This is a genomic window from Streptomyces sp. NPDC090045 (assembly GCF_044747975.1).
Lineage (GTDB): Bacteria > Actinomycetota > Actinomycetes > Streptomycetales > Streptomycetaceae > Streptomyces.
The window spans coordinates 12,439-27,688 of record NZ_JBIVFA010000021.1 but is presented as its reverse complement, the minus strand read 5'-3'; the positions used below and the strand labels follow the sequence as shown (position 1 = coordinate 27,688).

The window sequence follows — 15,250 nt, the reverse complement described above, 5'->3', positions numbered from 1 at the left end:
AACGCCGCCGGATCTTCAACGGGCGGACGGGGCGCCGGACCTACCGGACCGGGGGCCGCCCCCGCTCCATGGGTGGGTGTGCCGACCCGCAGGAGGAGCCGTGACACCAGGAGCCCTGACAGCAGGAGCCGTGACAGCAGGAGCCGTGACAGCAGGAGCCATGGCGGCAGGTGCCGTGCACCGCGCCCCCGCGCGCGCCCCGGGCCGTGCCGGCGCCACGGTCGCCGACCCGGCGGAGGTCCTGAGCCGGCTGCTCGGCGGCCGGAGCGGCCTGGGCGCCGCTCCCCCGCGCGCCGACCCCGGCCCCGCCCGCGCGGACACCCGCACGGACACCCGTACGGGTACGCGTACCGGCGCGGGGATCGTCATCCCCCCGCTGTACTGCCCCGACGCCGTACGGGACGACCCGGCGCTGGCCGACGCGGTGAACGAGGAGCTCGTCCGGTGGGCCGACGGCATCGGGATCTACGCCGGCCGACTGGACATGCTGCGCTCGTGCCACTTCGGCCGGCTGATGATGCTCGCGCACCCCGACTGCGACGACGCCGACCGGCTGCTGGCGGCCGCGCAGTGCGGGCTCTCCGAGTGGGCCGTCGACGACCACTGGGCCGACGCCGGGGAGGACGCCGACCCGCGGCTGATCGGCCTGCGCCTGGCGCTCGCGCACGCCGTGGTCGACCCGGTGCGGCTGCCGCCGCGCTACGAGCGGCGGTTCGAGGAGCAGGTGGATGCCGAACCCGTGCTGCGCGCCTTCCGCTCCGCGCTGGAGCACCTCGCCGAGTTCGCCTCCCCCACCCAGGTGACCCGCCTGCGCTACCAGTTGGCGGTGATGTTCGTCGGGTACAACCACGAGGCCGAGTGGCGGACGTCCGCCCGCCGGCCGCCGGTCTGGGAGTACCTGCTGCACCGGTACGAGAACGGCTTCTTCCCCTGCATGGGCCTCACCGATCCGGTCGGCGGGTACGAGGTCCCCGCGCACGAGTTCGCTGACGCCCGGGTGCGGCGCACGTACATGTACGCGGGGGTCGCCAGCTGCCTGCTCAACGACCTGTACTCGATGGCCCGGGAGGATCCCGGCGACACCAACCTCCCCCGCCTGATCGCGGCCGAGGAGCACTGCTCGCTCCAGGAGGCGGTGAACCTGACCGCCGAGGTCCACGACGAGATCATGCACACCGTCGAGGCGGAGTCGGCCGCCCTGGCCGCCCTCGGCTCGCCCGCGCTGGGCCGCTTCCTGGAGGGCGTCTGGAACTGGATGGGCGGGGCGAAGGAGTGGCACGCCACGAGCCCCCGCTACCACGGCCCCGCGGAGGGCGGCACCGCGTAGGGTCTCAGAACTTCCCCTGGAGCAGCCGGATCCGGTGGCCCAGTGCCCGTCCGAAGGCTTCGGTGAAGCGCGGGTGCAGAGGCGGCCAGTCGTCGAACTCGAAGCCGAGGTGGGCGAAGGCGAAGTAGTCGTCGGTCCAGTTCCACTCCGGAAGCGGAGCAGTGTGGGCGCAGGCCGGGCAGTCGAGATCGGCTGCGCCCGTGGCGTACCAGGCGTCGAGGGCCTCGCGGGGCCAGTCGGGCAGGGCACTTCGGCAGTGGGGACAGAGCGCGGACGGGGCGTCGCCCTGGCCTGCGTAGAAGACCGTACGGCCCACCACGACGCGCAGAGCGTCGCAGGGCTCCTCCTCCAGCCCCTTGAGCCGGGCACGCCAGTCCCAGGAGACCAGGTCGACGGCCTCCCGCCACTGCGGACCGGCCAGGTACACCACGTCGCCCTGCCACGGCACCGGGCGGATGAACCCCTCCGCCTCCAGCCAGCCCCTGCCGCGCTCCCCGAGGGCGGCCGCCTCCTCCGGCGGGGCGTCCAGGTCCACCACGGTCTGCCGGTAGATCCCCACGGGCCCTCCCCCTTCACTCGGTGCGGTCGACCCTACTGATCCGGTCCGCCGGAGGACGCGGGAGGGCGCGGGAGGACGTGGGCGGGGCCTCAGCCGAGACTGCGGACGCGGACCAGCAGCGCCCGCGCGGTGCGGTTGCCCCCGACGGTCTGGAGGCGGCCGCGCAGCCGGCCCACGGCGTCGTGCACCCGCGCCGAGTCCAGTTGGGGCACCACGTCCAGCATCTCGTGCCAGGTGGCGCAGGCCCGTTCCAGATGGCCCTGGTTCAGGTGGAGTTCGGCGAGCCGTGCCAGGGTGACGGCCCGCGCGCGGCGCTCACCGGGGGGCCGGTGCCGCAGTGAGGTGCCGAGCGCGGCGATCGCACCGCGCGCGTCCCCGAGGGCCGCCAGCGCCTCGGCCTGCTGGTGGGCGAGAGCGGCGTGGTGGTAGTCGCCGATGGCCGCGCGCTGTCCTGCCGAGCGGTCCAGCAGCCGTTCCGCCTCGCCCAGCCGGGCCACCGCCGCCCGCCGGTCGCCGCAGCCGGCCTCGGCGACCGCCAGCTGTCCGGTGACGAACGCGGCCTGCAGGGTGGGCAGCCGTCCCGCCTCCCGGGCGGCGGCCTCCGCGAGCTCCCACGCCTGGGTGCGGTGGCCCAGGTGGTGGGCCTGGACGCTCATGGCCCGCAGTACGGGCGCCCAGCACTGCGGGTCCCCGGCCTCCTGGCCGAGCCGCAGCCCGGCCCGGTAGTACGCCTGGGCCGTGCCCTGCTGATTGCCGTCGAAGCACAGGAAGCCGGCGGTGTAGGCGAGCCGCGCGGCGCAGCCCAGCAGCCGGTGCCGGACGGCGGGTGCGGCGCCGGCGCGCAGCCAGGGCGCCACGGTGGTGGCGAGGTAGCGGGTCAGGGCGGGCCGGGCCAGGCCGCTGCCGAACATCATGTCGGCGTTGCGGAAGACCGGCAGCACGGCCTCGGCGGCCTCCACGTGGTGCAGCCCGATCCGCCCGGCCGGCCGCGCGGGCGCCCCGGCTGCTTCCGGGGGCGGCCAGCCGGGGGGCCGCCAGGCGGAGGAGTAGACCGGGATCTCCCCCAGCAGGGCCGCCGCCTCGATGCCGGGGCCGGCGGCCGGCGCGGCGCCCGCGCAGACCCCGGCCGCCACCGCCGACAGGTCCGGTGCGAGGACGTCCGCGGCGTGCGGGCCGGTTCCGGTGCGGTCGCGCAGGCGGGCGGCGCCGGCCGGCCGCGCGAGACCGGTGTCGGCCGGGCTGACGCGCCGTCCGGTACGGCGGCTCAGTGCCTCGGCGGCGAGGGCGACGACGTGCGCGGGAGGCCGGGTGCCGGCCAGCCAGTGGGATATGGAGGTCCGGTCGTAACGCAGGGTGAGGCCGGCCTCGGCGGCGACGCCGTTGACGGCGCGTGCGAAGTCCTGCCCGCTCCAGCGCGCGTCGGTGAGGAGGGTGCGGAGTCGTCCGTTGGGTTCACGCTTGGCCATCAGAACCGCCCAGCTCGTACACGTGTCCATCCATTCAACGCGGTCGGACATTCAACACGGCGGGGCCGGGACGGATGTACCGGGTGAGGCCGTCCTGCCCCTAACTAGACGTGTGCGCCGAGTGGCGAACGGTCACACCGCGTGGCCCTGGCGTACGGGAGCACAGCAGATCGCGCGGAGCAGGACCGCCCCTTCCGGTCACTCCCGTACACCACCCCCGCCCGGCCCCGGAGGGAGCAGTGACCGGCAGCACACCCCACCGTCGCGCACGGCACCCGCGCCACTCCCAGGAAGACCGACCGAGAGGAAGGCCCGCCATGTCCGTCGACCCCGGCACCGAAGTGAGCGCCGACCACCTGACCGCCGCCGCCCGGCAGAGCCTGAGCACCGAGGCCGCCCGGAACCTGGCCACCACGACCAAGTCCGCGCCGCAGATGCAGGGGATCAGCTCGCGCTGGCTGCTGAGGATCCTGCCGTGGGTGCAGACCGCCGGCGGCACCTACCGGGTCAACCGCACCGTGAGCTACACCGTGGGCGACGGACGCATCACCTTCGTGAAGACCGGGACCGAACTCCGCGTCATCCCGCCGATGCTGCGCGAGCTCGGCATGCTCCGGAACTTCCCCGACGACCAGGTGATCAAGGCGATCGCGGACCGGTTCGTGAAGGAGGAGTTCCGCAAGGGCGACGTCATCGTCCGGCGCGGCGAGCCCGTCGACAAGATCTTCCTCATCGCCCACGGGCGGATCGAACGGCTCGGCACCGGCGCCTACGGGGACGAGGCGAGCCTGGACGTGCTGAGCGACGGCGACCACTTCGGCCACCACCCGCTGCCCGACGCCCGCTGGGAGTTCACCGCCCGGGCGCAGACCGACGTGGTGACGATGACCTTCAACCGGGGCGACTGGGACGCGGCGCTGAACAGTTCCGCCGCGCTGCGCCGGCACGCCGAGGCCTACCTGGAGGCCGAGCGCGTCGGCCGCCGGGGCAGCGATGCCGTGGACCTGTCCGCCGGCCACACGGGCGAGGTGATGCTGCCCGGCACGTACGTGGACTACGCCCTGGACCCGCGCGAGTACGAGCTCAGCGTCGCGCAGACCGTGCTGCGCGTGCACTCCCGGGTCGCCGACCTCTACAACAAGCCGATGAACCAGTCGGAGCAGCAACTGCGGCTCACCGTCGAGGCTTTGAGGGAGCGTCAGGAGAGCGAGCTCGTCAACAACGCGGAGTTCGGGCTGCTGCACAACGCCGACTACGAGCAGCGGGTCTACGCCCGTACGGGTCCGCCCACCCCGGACGACATGGACGAACTCCTCAGCCGCCGCCGCGGCTCGCAGTACTTCCTCGCCCACCCGCGCACCATCGCCGCGTTCGGCCGCGAGTGCAGCCGGCGCGGCCTGTACCCGGACAGCGTGGACTTCCAGGGGCACCGGGTCCCGTCCTGGCGGGGGGTGCCGCTGCTGCCCTGCAACAAGATCCCGGTGACCCCGGAGCGGACCAGCTCGATCCTCGTCCTGCGCACCGGCGAGGACAACGAGGGGGTCATCGGACTGCACCCGGTGGCCCTTCCCGACGAGTACCAGCCGGGCCTGTCCGTCCGTTTCATGAACATCAGCGAACAGGCGATCATCTCCTACCTGGTCACCGCCTACTACTCGGCGGCGATCCTGGTGCCCGACGCCGTCGGGGTGCTGGAGAACGTAGAGATCTCCCGATTCGACGACTGAGGGGGCCTCGTCATGACCGCTCGGCAGGAGAGCGACCGGACGGACGGCGGCCGGCGGGAGAGCGCTTCGGGGCAGCCCTTCGAGCTGCCCGAGTTCTACCTCCCGCACCCCGCCCGCCTCAACCCCCACCTGGAGGAGGCCCGGACGCACAGCCGTGCGTGGGCCGCGGAGCAGGGGATGCTGGAAGGCTCGGGCGTGTGGGGCCCGGCCGATCTGGAGGCGCACGACTACGCGCTGCTGTGCGCCTACACCCATCCCGAGTGCGACGGCCCGATGCTCTCGCTCGTCACCGACTGGTACGTGTGGGTGTTCTTCTTCGACGACTGGTTCCTGGAGCGGTTCAAGCGCACCGGTGACCGGGCCGCGGGGCGAGCGGCGCTGGAGCGGCTCACGCCGTTCATGCCCGCCGATCCGCACGCCCCGATGCCCGAGCCCTCGCATCCGGTCGAGGCGGGCCTCGCCGACCTGTGGCGGCGTACGGTGCCGGGTCACTCGGCGGACTGGATCGCGCGCTTCACCCGCACCACCCGCGATCTGCTCGACGAGTCGCTCTGGGAGCTCGACAACATCAACATCGGCAGGGTGTCCAACCCGATGGAGTACGTCGAACAGCGCCGCAAGGTGGGCGGCGCGCCCTGGTCGGCGGGGATCGTCGAGCACGCGGTGGGCGTGGAGGTGCCCGCGTCGGTCTCCGGGGAGCGGGCGCTGCGGGTGCTGCGCGACTGCTTCGCCGACTCGGTCCACTTCCGCAACGACCTGTTCTCGTACGAGCGGGAGATCGGGAAGGAGGGGGAGCTGAGCAACGGGGTGCTGGTCCTGGAGCGGTTCTTCGGCTGCACCACCCAGGAGGCCGCCGACCAGCTGAACAACATGATCACCTCGCGGCTCCAGCAGTTCGAGAGCACCTTCTTCACCGAACTGCCCGTGCTGTTCGCGGAGAAGGGCCTCGGCCCGGACGGGATCCTCGCGGTCCTCACCTACGCGCGCGGGCTCCAGGACTGGCAGTCCGGCGGCCACGAGTGGCACTTGCGCTCCAGCCGGTACACGAAGTCCCGGCCGGGCGGGACGGAGGCGGGCCTGCCCGGGTGGCTGCGCGGCCCCTCCGGGCTCGGCACCACCGGCGCCAACGTCAAGGCGCTGCTGGGCGTGACCGGCGGCGCGCGGCGGCGGCGCCGGCACTCCAACGTCCCGCATCCGGTGGGCCCTTCGGTGATCCCGGAGTTCTACCTGCCGTACCGGAACGTGCTCAACCCGCACCTGGCGGGCGCCCGGGAGCGGCTCATCGAGTGGAACCGGGCGATGGGCATCCTGGACGAGGGCATCTGGTGGGAGGAGAAGGCGCGCGGGTACGACTTCGCGCTGTGCTCGGCCGGCATCGACCCCAGGTGCTCGGCGCAGGCGCTGGACATCAGCGCGGGCTGGCTGAGCTGGGGCACGTACGCCGACGACAGCTACCCCCTGGTCTTCGGCACCCCCCGGGCCCTGGCCGCGGCCAGGGCGCAGACGCAGCGGCTGCGCGCCTGCATGCCGCTCGACCTGTCCGCGCCGCCGGCCGCGGTCAACGCGATGGAGCGGGGGCTGGCCGACCTGTGGCGGCGCACGGCCGGGCCGATGGGGACGCGCGGCCGGGAGATGTTCCGGTCGGCCATGGACCAGGTGCTGGACAGCTGGCTGTGGGAGCTCGACAACCAGGCGGCCAACCGGGTCCCGGACCCGGTGGACTACCTGGAGATGCGCCGGGTGACCTTCGGGTCGCCGATGACGATCTCGCTCGCGCGGATGGCGCACATGGACGTGGTTCCGGAGGAGGTCTACGGGAGTTCGGCCGTGCAGTCCCTGCACGCGGCGGCCTTCGACTACTCGGCCGTCATGAACGACGTGTTCTCGTACCAGAAGGAGGCGGAGTACGAGGGCGAGCTGCACAACCTGCTGATCGTCGTGGAGAACTTCTTCGACTGCGACTACCCGACGGCGCTGCGGGTGGTGAACGACCTGATGACCGCGCGGATGCAGCAGTTCGAGCACGTGGTGGCGAACGAACTCCCCGTCCTGTACGCGGACCACGGGCTGGACGCGGCGGCCCGCGCGGCCCTGGACCGCCACGTGGACGAGCTGAAGCAGTGGATCGCGGGGATCGCCGTCTGGCACGCGCAGACGCGGCGGTACCGGGAGGAGGACCTCAAGCGCCACCACGCGCACCGCCCGGCCGTGGCGGCGGGCGCCGTGACGCCGAATCCGCCGGGCCGGGGCCGGCTGCTGCCCCCGGCTCCGCATCTCCCCGCTTGGGCCTGACCTGCGGGGCTCTGGAGCCGCTCGCCGGAATACGACATTCCCCTGGTCTTACGGTGCAAGTGGCGCATAATCATCGTCACGCGGCTCGATCGAACCCTCTTGCCGCATTTGGTCACGCATGCGATGGGGGGCCATCGTGCCAATGACGGAATTACGGACAACCAACATGCTTCCCGCGACATCCAATGAAATGTCCCGCCTGCTCACCGCCGTCCGGCGGGGACGGGTCCTGACCGTGGCGGGGGGCCTGCGCGAACCGCGGAGCCTGCTGGTGCGGGAGATCGCGCGGCGCCTCGCGTCCAACTTCTACGACGGGGTGGCCGTCGTCGCCATGGACCCGCTCCACGGCGGCTACGGCATCCGCGAGCTGACGGCCGAGCTGCGCTCCGTACCCGACATGCCCGTGCCGCCCCGCAGGCCGGAGAACGCCGCGTCGTGGCTGGCCGAACGGGACATGCTGCTCGTCCTGGACGGCGCCGAGCAGCTCGGCCCGGACGCCCTGGCCTGGCTGCGGAACCTGCTGTCGGTCGCCCCCGGGCTGCGGATCCTGGCCGCCGGGCGCTCCCCGCTGGCGTTCGAGCAGGAACGCATCCACCGCCTCTGACCCGCGGGCCCGGCGTCAGTCGAGCTGCCGGCCGAGCTCGCGCCACACGGGGGCCGGGCAGCGCCCCTGGGGCCGCGAGGTGAGGAACATCCGGTAGTCGACACGGCGCGGCGGCAGGCCGCTCTCCACCCAGTGGTCGCGGCCGGAGTACTGGTCCCATCCGTCGTTCGGCATCCGGATGTGGTCGGAGCGCCCGTCCTTGTCCTTGCTGGTGATCTGGGCGACCTCGGCGTGATCGGCGTGGGCCGCCAGCACCACGCAGTAGTGGCGCAGCTGCCGCGCCGGGTCCTCGCGCAGCGGCACCATGGCCAGCCAGATCTCCCCCGGGGCCGGCCGGCGGGGGGACGCGGCAACGGGCGGGCCGCCGCGGGAGGCGTCCCACCGGCGGACCGCGACGACGAAGGCGAGTGCCACCAGCCCGGCGGCCATGCTCTCCGCCGTGGCGCGGACGTTCCACACCGGGTGGTCGCCGACCTCGCCCTCCGTCCACCACAGCGCCGCGGCGACCAGGGAGAGCAGGCCCGCCGCCCGGGCCGGGACCAGCCACCGCGCGTCGGCCCGGCGGCGGCTCGCGAAGAGCGCCAGGACCAGGGCCACGACGACCGGAATGGCGTAGGCGACGAGGTACTGCGCGAAGCCGTGCATCTGCTGCGGCGGTGTCTGCTCCGCCAGCAGATCGGGCAGTGTGAGCGGCACGGCCAGCAGATAGCCGACCGTGGGCAGGACGAACACCACGAGCAGGAGTCCCGCGCATCCGATGCCGGCGCACGACGTGTCGGAGCGACGTCCCACAGATCCCCCTCGAGGTCACGGACCGCGAACGCTAGCGCAGGGGCCCCTCCCCGGCCACCGGGTCCGCGACACGGGTCCGGGATACGGGTCCGGGATACGGGTCCGCCCCGGCCGGGCGCGATGCCGGCCGGGGCGGAACACCTACGGCTGCCTGCCGCGGGCCGCGGGTCAGCCCAGGGTGGCGATCGCCTGGTTGAAGGTCGCGGACGGGCGCATGATCGCCGCGGCCTTCGTGGCGTCGGGCTGGTAGTACCCGCCGATGTCGGCCGGGGAGCCCTGCACCGCGATCAGCTCGGCGACGATGGTCTGCTCCTGCTCGCCCAGCGTCTTGGCGAGCGCGTCGAAGGCCGCGGCCAGCTCGGCGTCGTCGGTCTGCTTGGCCAGCTCCTGCGCCCAGTACAGGGCGAGGTAGAAGTGGCTGCCGCGGTTGTCGATGCCGCCCAGCTTGCGGCTCGGCGACTTGTCCTCGTTGAGGAAGGAGCCGGTCGCACGGTCCAGGGTGTCGGCCAGCACCTGGGCGCGGGCGTTGCCGGTGGTGGTGGCGAGGTGCTCGAAGGAGACGGCCAGCGCGAGGAACTCGCCGAGGGAGTCCCAGCGCAGGTAGTTCTCCTTGACCAGCTGCTGGACGTGCTTCGGGGCGGAGCCGCCGGCGCCCGTCTCGAAGAGGCCGCCGCCGTTCATCAGCGGGACGACCGACAGCATCTTGGCGCTGGTGCCCAGCTCCAGGATCGGGAACAGGTCGGTCAGGTAGTCGCGCAGCACGTTGCCGGTCACCGAGATGGTGTCCTCGCCGCGGCGGATGCGCTCCAGGGAGTACGCGGTGGCCTTGACCGGCGAGAGGATCTCGATGGTCAGACCCTCGGTGTCGTGCTCGGCGAGGTACGTCTTGACCTTGGCGATCAGCTGCGCGTCGTGCGCGCGGTCCTCGTCCAGCCAGAAGACGGCCGGGACGCCGGTGGCGCGGGCGCGGGTGACGGCGAGCTTGACCCAGTCCTGGATCGGCGCGTCCTTGGTCTGGCAGGCGCGGAAGATGTCACCGGCGGCGACCTCCTGCTCCAGGACCGTGTTGCCCGCGGCGTCGACGACGCGGACGGTGCCCGCGGCGGCGATCTCGAAGGTCTTGTCGTGGCTGCCGTACTCCTCGGCCTTCTGGGCCATGAGGCCGACGTTCGGCACCGAGCCCATCGTGGACGGGTCGAAGGCGCCGTGGGCGCGGCAGTCGTCGACGACGACCTGGTAGACACCGGCGTAGCTGCTGTCCGGGAGGACGGCGAGGGTGTCGGCCTCGGCGCCGTCCGGGCCCCACATGTGGCCGGAGGTGCGGATCATGGCCGGCATGGAGGCGTCGACGATGACGTCGGACGGCACGTGCAGGTTGGTGATGCCCTTGTCGGAGTCGACCATCGCCAGGGCCGGGCCCTCGGCGATCTCGGCGTCGATGGACGCCTTGATCGCGTCGCCCTCGGCCAGCGCGCCCAGGCCGCCCAGGATGGCGCCGAGGCCGTCGTTGGGCGACAGGCCGGCGGCGGCCAGGGTCTCGCCGTAGCGGGCGAAGGTCTTCGGGAGGAAGGCGCGGACCACGTGGCCGAAGACGATCGGGTCGGAGACCTTCATCATCGTGGCCTTGAGGTGCACGGAGAACAGCACGCCCTCGGCCTTGGCACGCTCGATCTGGTCGTTCAGGAAGGTGCGCAGGGCGTCGACGTGCAGGACGGACGCGTCCACGACCTCACCGGCGAGGACCGGTACGGAGTCGCGCAGGACGGTGGTGGCGCCGTCGGCGGCGACGTGCTCGATGCGGAGCGTGCCGGCCTCGGCGATCACCGCGGACTTCTCGGTGGAGCGGAAGTCGTTCGCGCCCATGGTGGCGACGTTCGTCTTCGACTCGGGGGTCCAGGCGCCCATGCGGTGCGGGTGCGCCTTGGCGTAGTTCTTGACCGAGGCGGGGGCGCGGCGGTCGGAGTTGCCCTCGCGCAGGACCGGGTTGACGGCGCTGCCCTTGACCTTGTCGTAGCGCGCGCGGATCTCGCGCTCCTCGTCGGTCTTCGGGTCGTCCGGGTAGTCCGGGAGGGCGTAGCCCTGGCCCTGGAGCTCGGCGACCGCGGCCTTGAGCTGCGGGATCGACGCCGAGATGTTGGGCAGCTTGATGATGTTGGCCTCGGGGGTCTTCGCCAGCTCACCGAGCTCGTGGAGGGCGTCGGCGATCCGCTGGCTCTCCTCCAGGTGCTCGGGGAAGCTGGCGATGATCCGACCGGCCAGGGAGATGTCACGGGTCTCGACATTCACACCGGCCGTCGACGCGTATGCCTGGATCACAGGCAGGAAGGAATACGTCGCGAGGGCCGGGGCCTCGTCAGTGTGCGTGTAGATGATGGTCGAGTCAGTCACCGGATGCTCCGCTCCACAGTCTGCGTCTCTCGTCTGCAACATTGCTCGACATCAAGATATCTCGTGATCGGGCCGGACTGGACAGCCCCCTGCCGCCAGTCCGGGAGACGCGTGTCACGCCGGGCCTCCGAACGGCGAAAAGCGCCGCCCCGGCTGTTCCCAGCCGGGGCGGCGCTCAGCCGTGAAGGCTTGTGAGCCGGGTCAGGCCTGGACGGCCTTCGGGTTCACGCCGTACTCGTTCGGCTGGTCGTTGCCGGCGGTGGCCAGCAGGACGATGAGCCAGATGAAGCCGACGAGCGGCACGAAGCTGATGAGGAACCACCAGCCGGACTTGCCGGTGTCGTGCAGGCGGCGCACGGTCACGGCGAGGTTCGGGAGGAGGGTGCCCAGCGCGTAGAGCGCGTACAGCCACGGGGAGGTGCCGAGGACGGCGTCCAGGATCGAGACGACGATCAGCGCGGCCACGTTGAAGAGGAAGAACATCCAGTACTCCTGGCGGCGGGCGCGGCCGGAGAAGACGGTGTACTTCTTGAGGACGTCGACGTAGTAGTTCATGGGTCCCCCCAGAGGACGGTTGGTCGGCCCGTCCTGCTGGAGCAAGCCGGGGCAGAACTTATGCCCCCCTTACGTCGCGGTCAAGCCAGTTGACGCGAAGCCAAATGGGCCGGACGGGAAGATTTCCGGCACCGAAAGTGGGACTGGGGAGCACAGGAGTGATGCCGTGTCCTCAGAAGTCCGAAAAGTCCCCCCTGTGCGCCTACTTGACACCCCGACAGCCACCCTGATCGTTACCCACATCGTTACCGCACCGCGACACCGCGGCCCGGGCAGCCGGAGGGAAGGTCCGGTCCCCGGCCGCGTCGGGCGTCAGCCGATGTGGAAGGAGTCCCCGTAGACCTTCCAGTCGAGCGGGGTGTTGAGGTTCAGGTTGCCCTTCCTGAGGAAGACCCGCTGCGCGGTGTCGACCCGGCTGGTGTCGCTGTGCGCCTCCTCCTGCTTCATCGCCCAGACCCTCGCGTCGAGGAAGGCGTTGAGGTACGCGGTCTCGTTGCCGCCCTGGGACGGGGGCTTGGCCTTGGACAGGGCGCGCTTGCGGATGTTGCGGAAGCTCGTGGAGTCGGTGCCGTCCCCGTGCATGACGATGGCGTCGTAGTAGATGAACTGGCCGAGCACGCCGATCCCGTCGGACTTGCCCTGCTGCACGGACGGGTTGAAGTAGACCCGGTCGCGCTCGTGGTCCTGGGCCTTCCTGAACTCGGCGTCCTGGGCGGCCTTCGCCCAGTCCTTGGTGAAGTTCGGGTCGAGGCCGGCGTGGGAGTCGCTGCCGTCGACCCTGCGCAGGGCGGGCAGGTACTTGGCGAGCACGTTGCCCGGCTTGACCTGGGTGTAGTACTCGACGAGGTCGAGCATGTCGCCGGTGCCGGAACAGAAGCCGATGATGCCGGCCGTGTAACCGCGGCCGTCGTCGATGTCTTCTATGTACTTGTACTGCGCCTTCCAGTCCAGCGAGGAGTTCTCCGCACTGGAGACGATCTTCATGGCGATCTCCTTCTTCGCCGGATCGTCGAGTCCTGCGGCCACGGCCGCCGCGGTCTCCGCCGTGGGGGCGGGGGCCGCGGTGGCGTGGGCGGCGACGGGGACGGCGATGAGCGCGCTGCCGAGCAGTGCGCCGATCGCGAGCATCTTGCGGTGGGGGGTGAACACAAGGCCTCCGTGGGGTAGTTGAGGCGTCCCTACTTCGTTAGGAAACTTTACTACCAGAGCTGACGGCAGCTCAAGACCCGTGCGCCACACGGCGATCGCCGCTACCGCCCGCTCCGCGTCAGGCCCGGCGCGCGAGACGGGCCGTCAGTTCCCGCTTGGCGTCCGGCCATTCGGGGCGGGTGATGCTGTAGACCGCGCTGTCGCGGATCCAGCCGTCGCGCATCACCATGTGGTGGCGCAGGACTCCTTCGTGCGTCGCGCCGAGCCCCGATATCGCCGCCCGCGACCTGCTGTTGCGCACGTCGGTGAGGAACTCGACGCGGTTCATCCCCATGACCTCGAAGGCGTGCGCGAGCATGAGCAGCTTGGCCTCGGTGTTCACGCCCGTCCCCTGCCAGGTACCGCCGAGGAAGGTGAAGCCGATCTCCAGCCGCCGGTACGCCGTGTTGATGGCCATGAGCCGGGTCGAGCCGGCGATCCGGCCCGTCGCGACGTCCACCGTCGCGTACGCGATCTGGGTGCCCTGCGCCCGCGCCGCCAGCGCGTCGTCGATGAAGCCGCGCACCTCGTCGGGGTGCGGGACGATCGTCACCGGCAGCTCCCACAGCCGGCCGTCCCGGATCGCCTCGCACAGGCCGTCGTGGTGCCGGTGCGCGAGCGGCTCCAGCCGGACCCGGTCGCCCGCGAGCCCGTCGTCCGCCCTTCCCGCCGCCGTGCCGCCGGCCCGCTGCCCCGTCGTCCGCTCCATGTGCGACCCGCCCCTTCCCTGTCGATCATCGGTGACAGGCGGACCCTATCCGGCGTCCGCGCCTGCCTCGTCAGGGATTTCGCAGGTCAGAGCCAGCCGTTGCGCCGGAAGCCGCGGTGGATCACGAAGCAGGCGAGCGCCATGACGCCGAGGACGAGCGGATAGCCGTACGTCCAGTGCAGTTCAGGCATGTGGTCGAAGTTCATGCCGTAGACCCCGCAGACCATGGTCGGGACGGCGACGATGGCCGCCCACGCCGTGATCTTGCGCATGTCCTCGTTCTGGGCGACGGTCACCTGCGCGAGGTGCGCCTGGAGGATGGAGTCGAGCAGGTTGTCGTAGGCGCCGATCTGCTCGGTCGCCCGGGTCAGGTGGTCGGCCACGTCCCGGAAGTACGCCCGGCTCTCCGGCGGGATGACCGGTATCGGCTGCGTGGCCAGCTGCTCCAGGGGGCGGCTCAGCGGCGCCACCGCCCGCCGCAGCTCCAGGAGTTCGCGCTTGAGCTGGTAGATCCGGCCGGCGTCGCCGCGACCGCCGTTCTCGCTGAACACCGCCGTCTCGACGGAGTCGATGTCGTTCTGCACGGCGTCCGTCACGGCCACGTAGTCGTCGACCACGTGGTCGGCCATGGCGTGCAGAACCGCGGCGGGCCCCTTGGCCAGCTGGTCCGGGGAGGCCTCCAGCTCCTCGCGGACCGGGCCGAGGGTGCCGCTGCCGCCGTGCCGGATGGTGATGACGAAGTCCGCGCCGGTGAAGGCCATCAGCTCGCCGGTGTCCACCACCTCGCTGGTCGCGGTCAGCTCCTCGTGCTCGACGTACCGCACGGTCTTGAAGACGGAGAACAGCGTGTCGTCGTAGCGCTCCACCTTGGGACGCTGGTGCGCGTGCACGGCGTCCTCGACCGCGAGCGGGTGCAGGCCGAAGAGTTCGGCGAGCCCGGCGAGCTCGGACTGGGACGGCTCGTGCAGGCCGATCCACACGAAGCCGTCGCCCGCCTTGCGGACCCGGCGCAGCGCCTCCTCGACCTCCGCGCAGTCCTCCTGCCGTACGCCGTCCCGGTAGACGATGCAGTTGACCACCGCGCTGCCGAGCGGGGAGCGGGCCGGGTGGCTGAGGTCGACGGCCCGCCGGTAGCCGCGGCGCACGGCGCGGCGCAGGTTGCTGAACATGGACAAGGACGTACTTCCCTTCGGCGGATCACCGGCCAGTCTGCCATCGCCGCCGGGGTGTCCCCGCCGGGCCTCAGGTGCGGTCGATGAACACGCTCGTCGACTTCACCCGCGCCGTGGCCCGCGCCCCCACCTCCAGCCCGAGCTCCTCCACCGCCTCCCGCGTCAGCAGCGAGACGATGCGGTGCGGCCCGGCCTGGATCTCGACCTGTGCGTCGACCGTGCCCAGCTTCACGCCGGTGACGATCCCCGGGAAGGCGTTGCGCGCCGAGGTGTACGGGGTCTCCTCGCCCTCGCCGGCCTCCTGCGCGGCCTCGACGCAGAAGGCGGCCAGGTCCGGGCCGTCGACCATCCGCCGGGTGCCCTCCCGGCGGGTGGGGAACCGTTCCGCGTCCGCCCAGCGACGGGCCGTGTCGACGCTGACGCCGAGCAGCCGGGCTGCCTGTCCGATCGTGTAGGACTCCATGGTCGGCA

The 15,250-nt window shown here is 71.9% G+C and carries 13 protein-coding genes; 4 read left to right on the top strand and 9 right to left on the bottom strand.

Features of this window, described 5'->3' with window-relative positions:
* Nucleotides 1-145: 145 nt before the first annotated feature.
* Nucleotides 146-1,327, top strand: coding sequence for a family 2 encapsulin nanocompartment cargo protein terpene cyclase (locus ACIPYQ_RS37125; protein WP_401258633.1), 1,182 nt, complete (start codon nt 146-148; stop codon nt 1,325-1,327).
* Between the two features lie 4 nt (nt 1,328-1,331).
* On the opposite strand, the gene ACIPYQ_RS37120 is transcribed toward ACIPYQ_RS37125, so the two are convergent.
* Both ACIPYQ_RS37120 and ACIPYQ_RS37115 read right to left on the bottom strand, forming a co-directional pair.
* Nucleotides 1,332-1,886, bottom strand: a complete 555-nt coding sequence (locus tag ACIPYQ_RS37120) for a hypothetical protein (protein WP_401258631.1) — start codon at nt 1,884-1,886, stop codon at nt 1,332-1,334.
* An 89-nt stretch (nt 1,887-1,975) separates the two neighbouring features.
* On the bottom strand, nt 1,976-3,352 hold the full coding sequence (locus tag ACIPYQ_RS37115; protein ID WP_401258629.1) for a hypothetical protein: 1,377 nt from the start codon (nt 3,350-3,352) through the stop codon (nt 1,976-1,978).
* A gap of 317 nt (nt 3,353-3,669) precedes the next feature.
* On the opposite strand from ACIPYQ_RS37115, the gene ACIPYQ_RS37110 reads away from it, so the two are divergent.
* The 3 genes from ACIPYQ_RS37110 (at nt 3,670) to ACIPYQ_RS37100 (ending at nt 7,975) form a co-directional block, all read left to right on the top strand.
* The gene (locus ACIPYQ_RS37110) at nt 3,670-5,079 is read left to right on the top strand and encodes a family 2B encapsulin nanocompartment shell protein (RefSeq protein WP_401258627.1); all 1,410 of its coding nucleotides are present in this window, start codon (nt 3,670-3,672) and stop codon (nt 5,077-5,079) included.
* A gap of 12 nt (nt 5,080-5,091) precedes the next feature.
* A complete protein-coding gene (locus tag ACIPYQ_RS37105) occupies nt 5,092-7,371 on the top strand; it encodes a germacradienol/geosmin synthase (RefSeq protein ID WP_401258626.1) in 2,280 nt (759 codons plus the stop codon).
* A gap of 190 nt (nt 7,372-7,561) precedes the next feature.
* Nucleotides 7,562-7,975, top strand: a complete 414-nt coding sequence (locus ACIPYQ_RS37100; RefSeq protein WP_401258625.1) for a hypothetical protein — start codon at nt 7,562-7,564, stop codon at nt 7,973-7,975.
* A 15-nt stretch (nt 7,976-7,990) separates the two neighbouring features.
* Here the strand turns inward: ACIPYQ_RS37100 and ACIPYQ_RS37095 are convergent, their stop codons facing one another.
* The 7 genes from ACIPYQ_RS37095 to ACIPYQ_RS37065 all read right to left on the bottom strand — a co-directional run bounded on the left by ACIPYQ_RS37095 (nt 7,991) and on the right by ACIPYQ_RS37065 (nt 15,242).
* Nucleotides 7,991-8,767: a hypothetical protein gene (locus tag ACIPYQ_RS37095; protein ID WP_401258624.1), complete on the bottom strand. Its 777-nt coding sequence runs from the start codon at nt 8,765-8,767 to the stop codon at nt 7,991-7,993.
* 168 nt (nt 8,768-8,935) lie between these two features.
* The gene (locus ACIPYQ_RS37090; protein ID WP_401258622.1) at nt 8,936-11,155 is read right to left on the bottom strand and encodes an NADP-dependent isocitrate dehydrogenase; all 2,220 of its coding nucleotides are present in this window, start codon (nt 11,153-11,155) and stop codon (nt 8,936-8,938) included.
* Nucleotides 11,156-11,356: 201 nt separating this feature from the next.
* On the bottom strand, nt 11,357-11,710 hold the full coding sequence (locus ACIPYQ_RS37085; RefSeq protein WP_361751979.1) for a DUF805 domain-containing protein: 354 nt from the start codon (nt 11,708-11,710) through the stop codon (nt 11,357-11,359).
* Between the two features lie 312 nt (nt 11,711-12,022).
* Nucleotides 12,023-12,838 carry a chitosanase gene (locus ACIPYQ_RS37080; protein WP_401258728.1) on the bottom strand — a complete coding sequence of 272 codons (816 nt, stop codon included), beginning with the start codon at nt 12,836-12,838 and terminating at the stop codon, nt 12,023-12,025.
* A gap of 139 nt (nt 12,839-12,977) precedes the next feature.
* Nucleotides 12,978-13,607 (bottom strand): GNAT family N-acetyltransferase, encoded by a 630-nt coding sequence (locus tag ACIPYQ_RS37075; RefSeq protein WP_401258620.1) that lies wholly within the window; start codon nt 13,605-13,607, stop codon nt 12,978-12,980.
* 86 nt (nt 13,608-13,693) lie between these two features.
* Nucleotides 13,694-14,776, bottom strand: a complete 1,083-nt coding sequence (corA, locus tag ACIPYQ_RS37070; RefSeq protein ID WP_361751975.1) for a magnesium/cobalt transporter CorA — start codon at nt 14,774-14,776, stop codon at nt 13,694-13,696.
* Nucleotides 14,777-14,849: 73 nt separating this feature from the next.
* Nucleotides 14,850-15,242, bottom strand: coding sequence for a TOBE domain-containing protein (locus ACIPYQ_RS37065; RefSeq protein WP_361751973.1), 393 nt, complete (start codon nt 15,240-15,242; stop codon nt 14,850-14,852).
* Between the last annotated feature and the right edge of the window lie 8 nt (nt 15,243-15,250).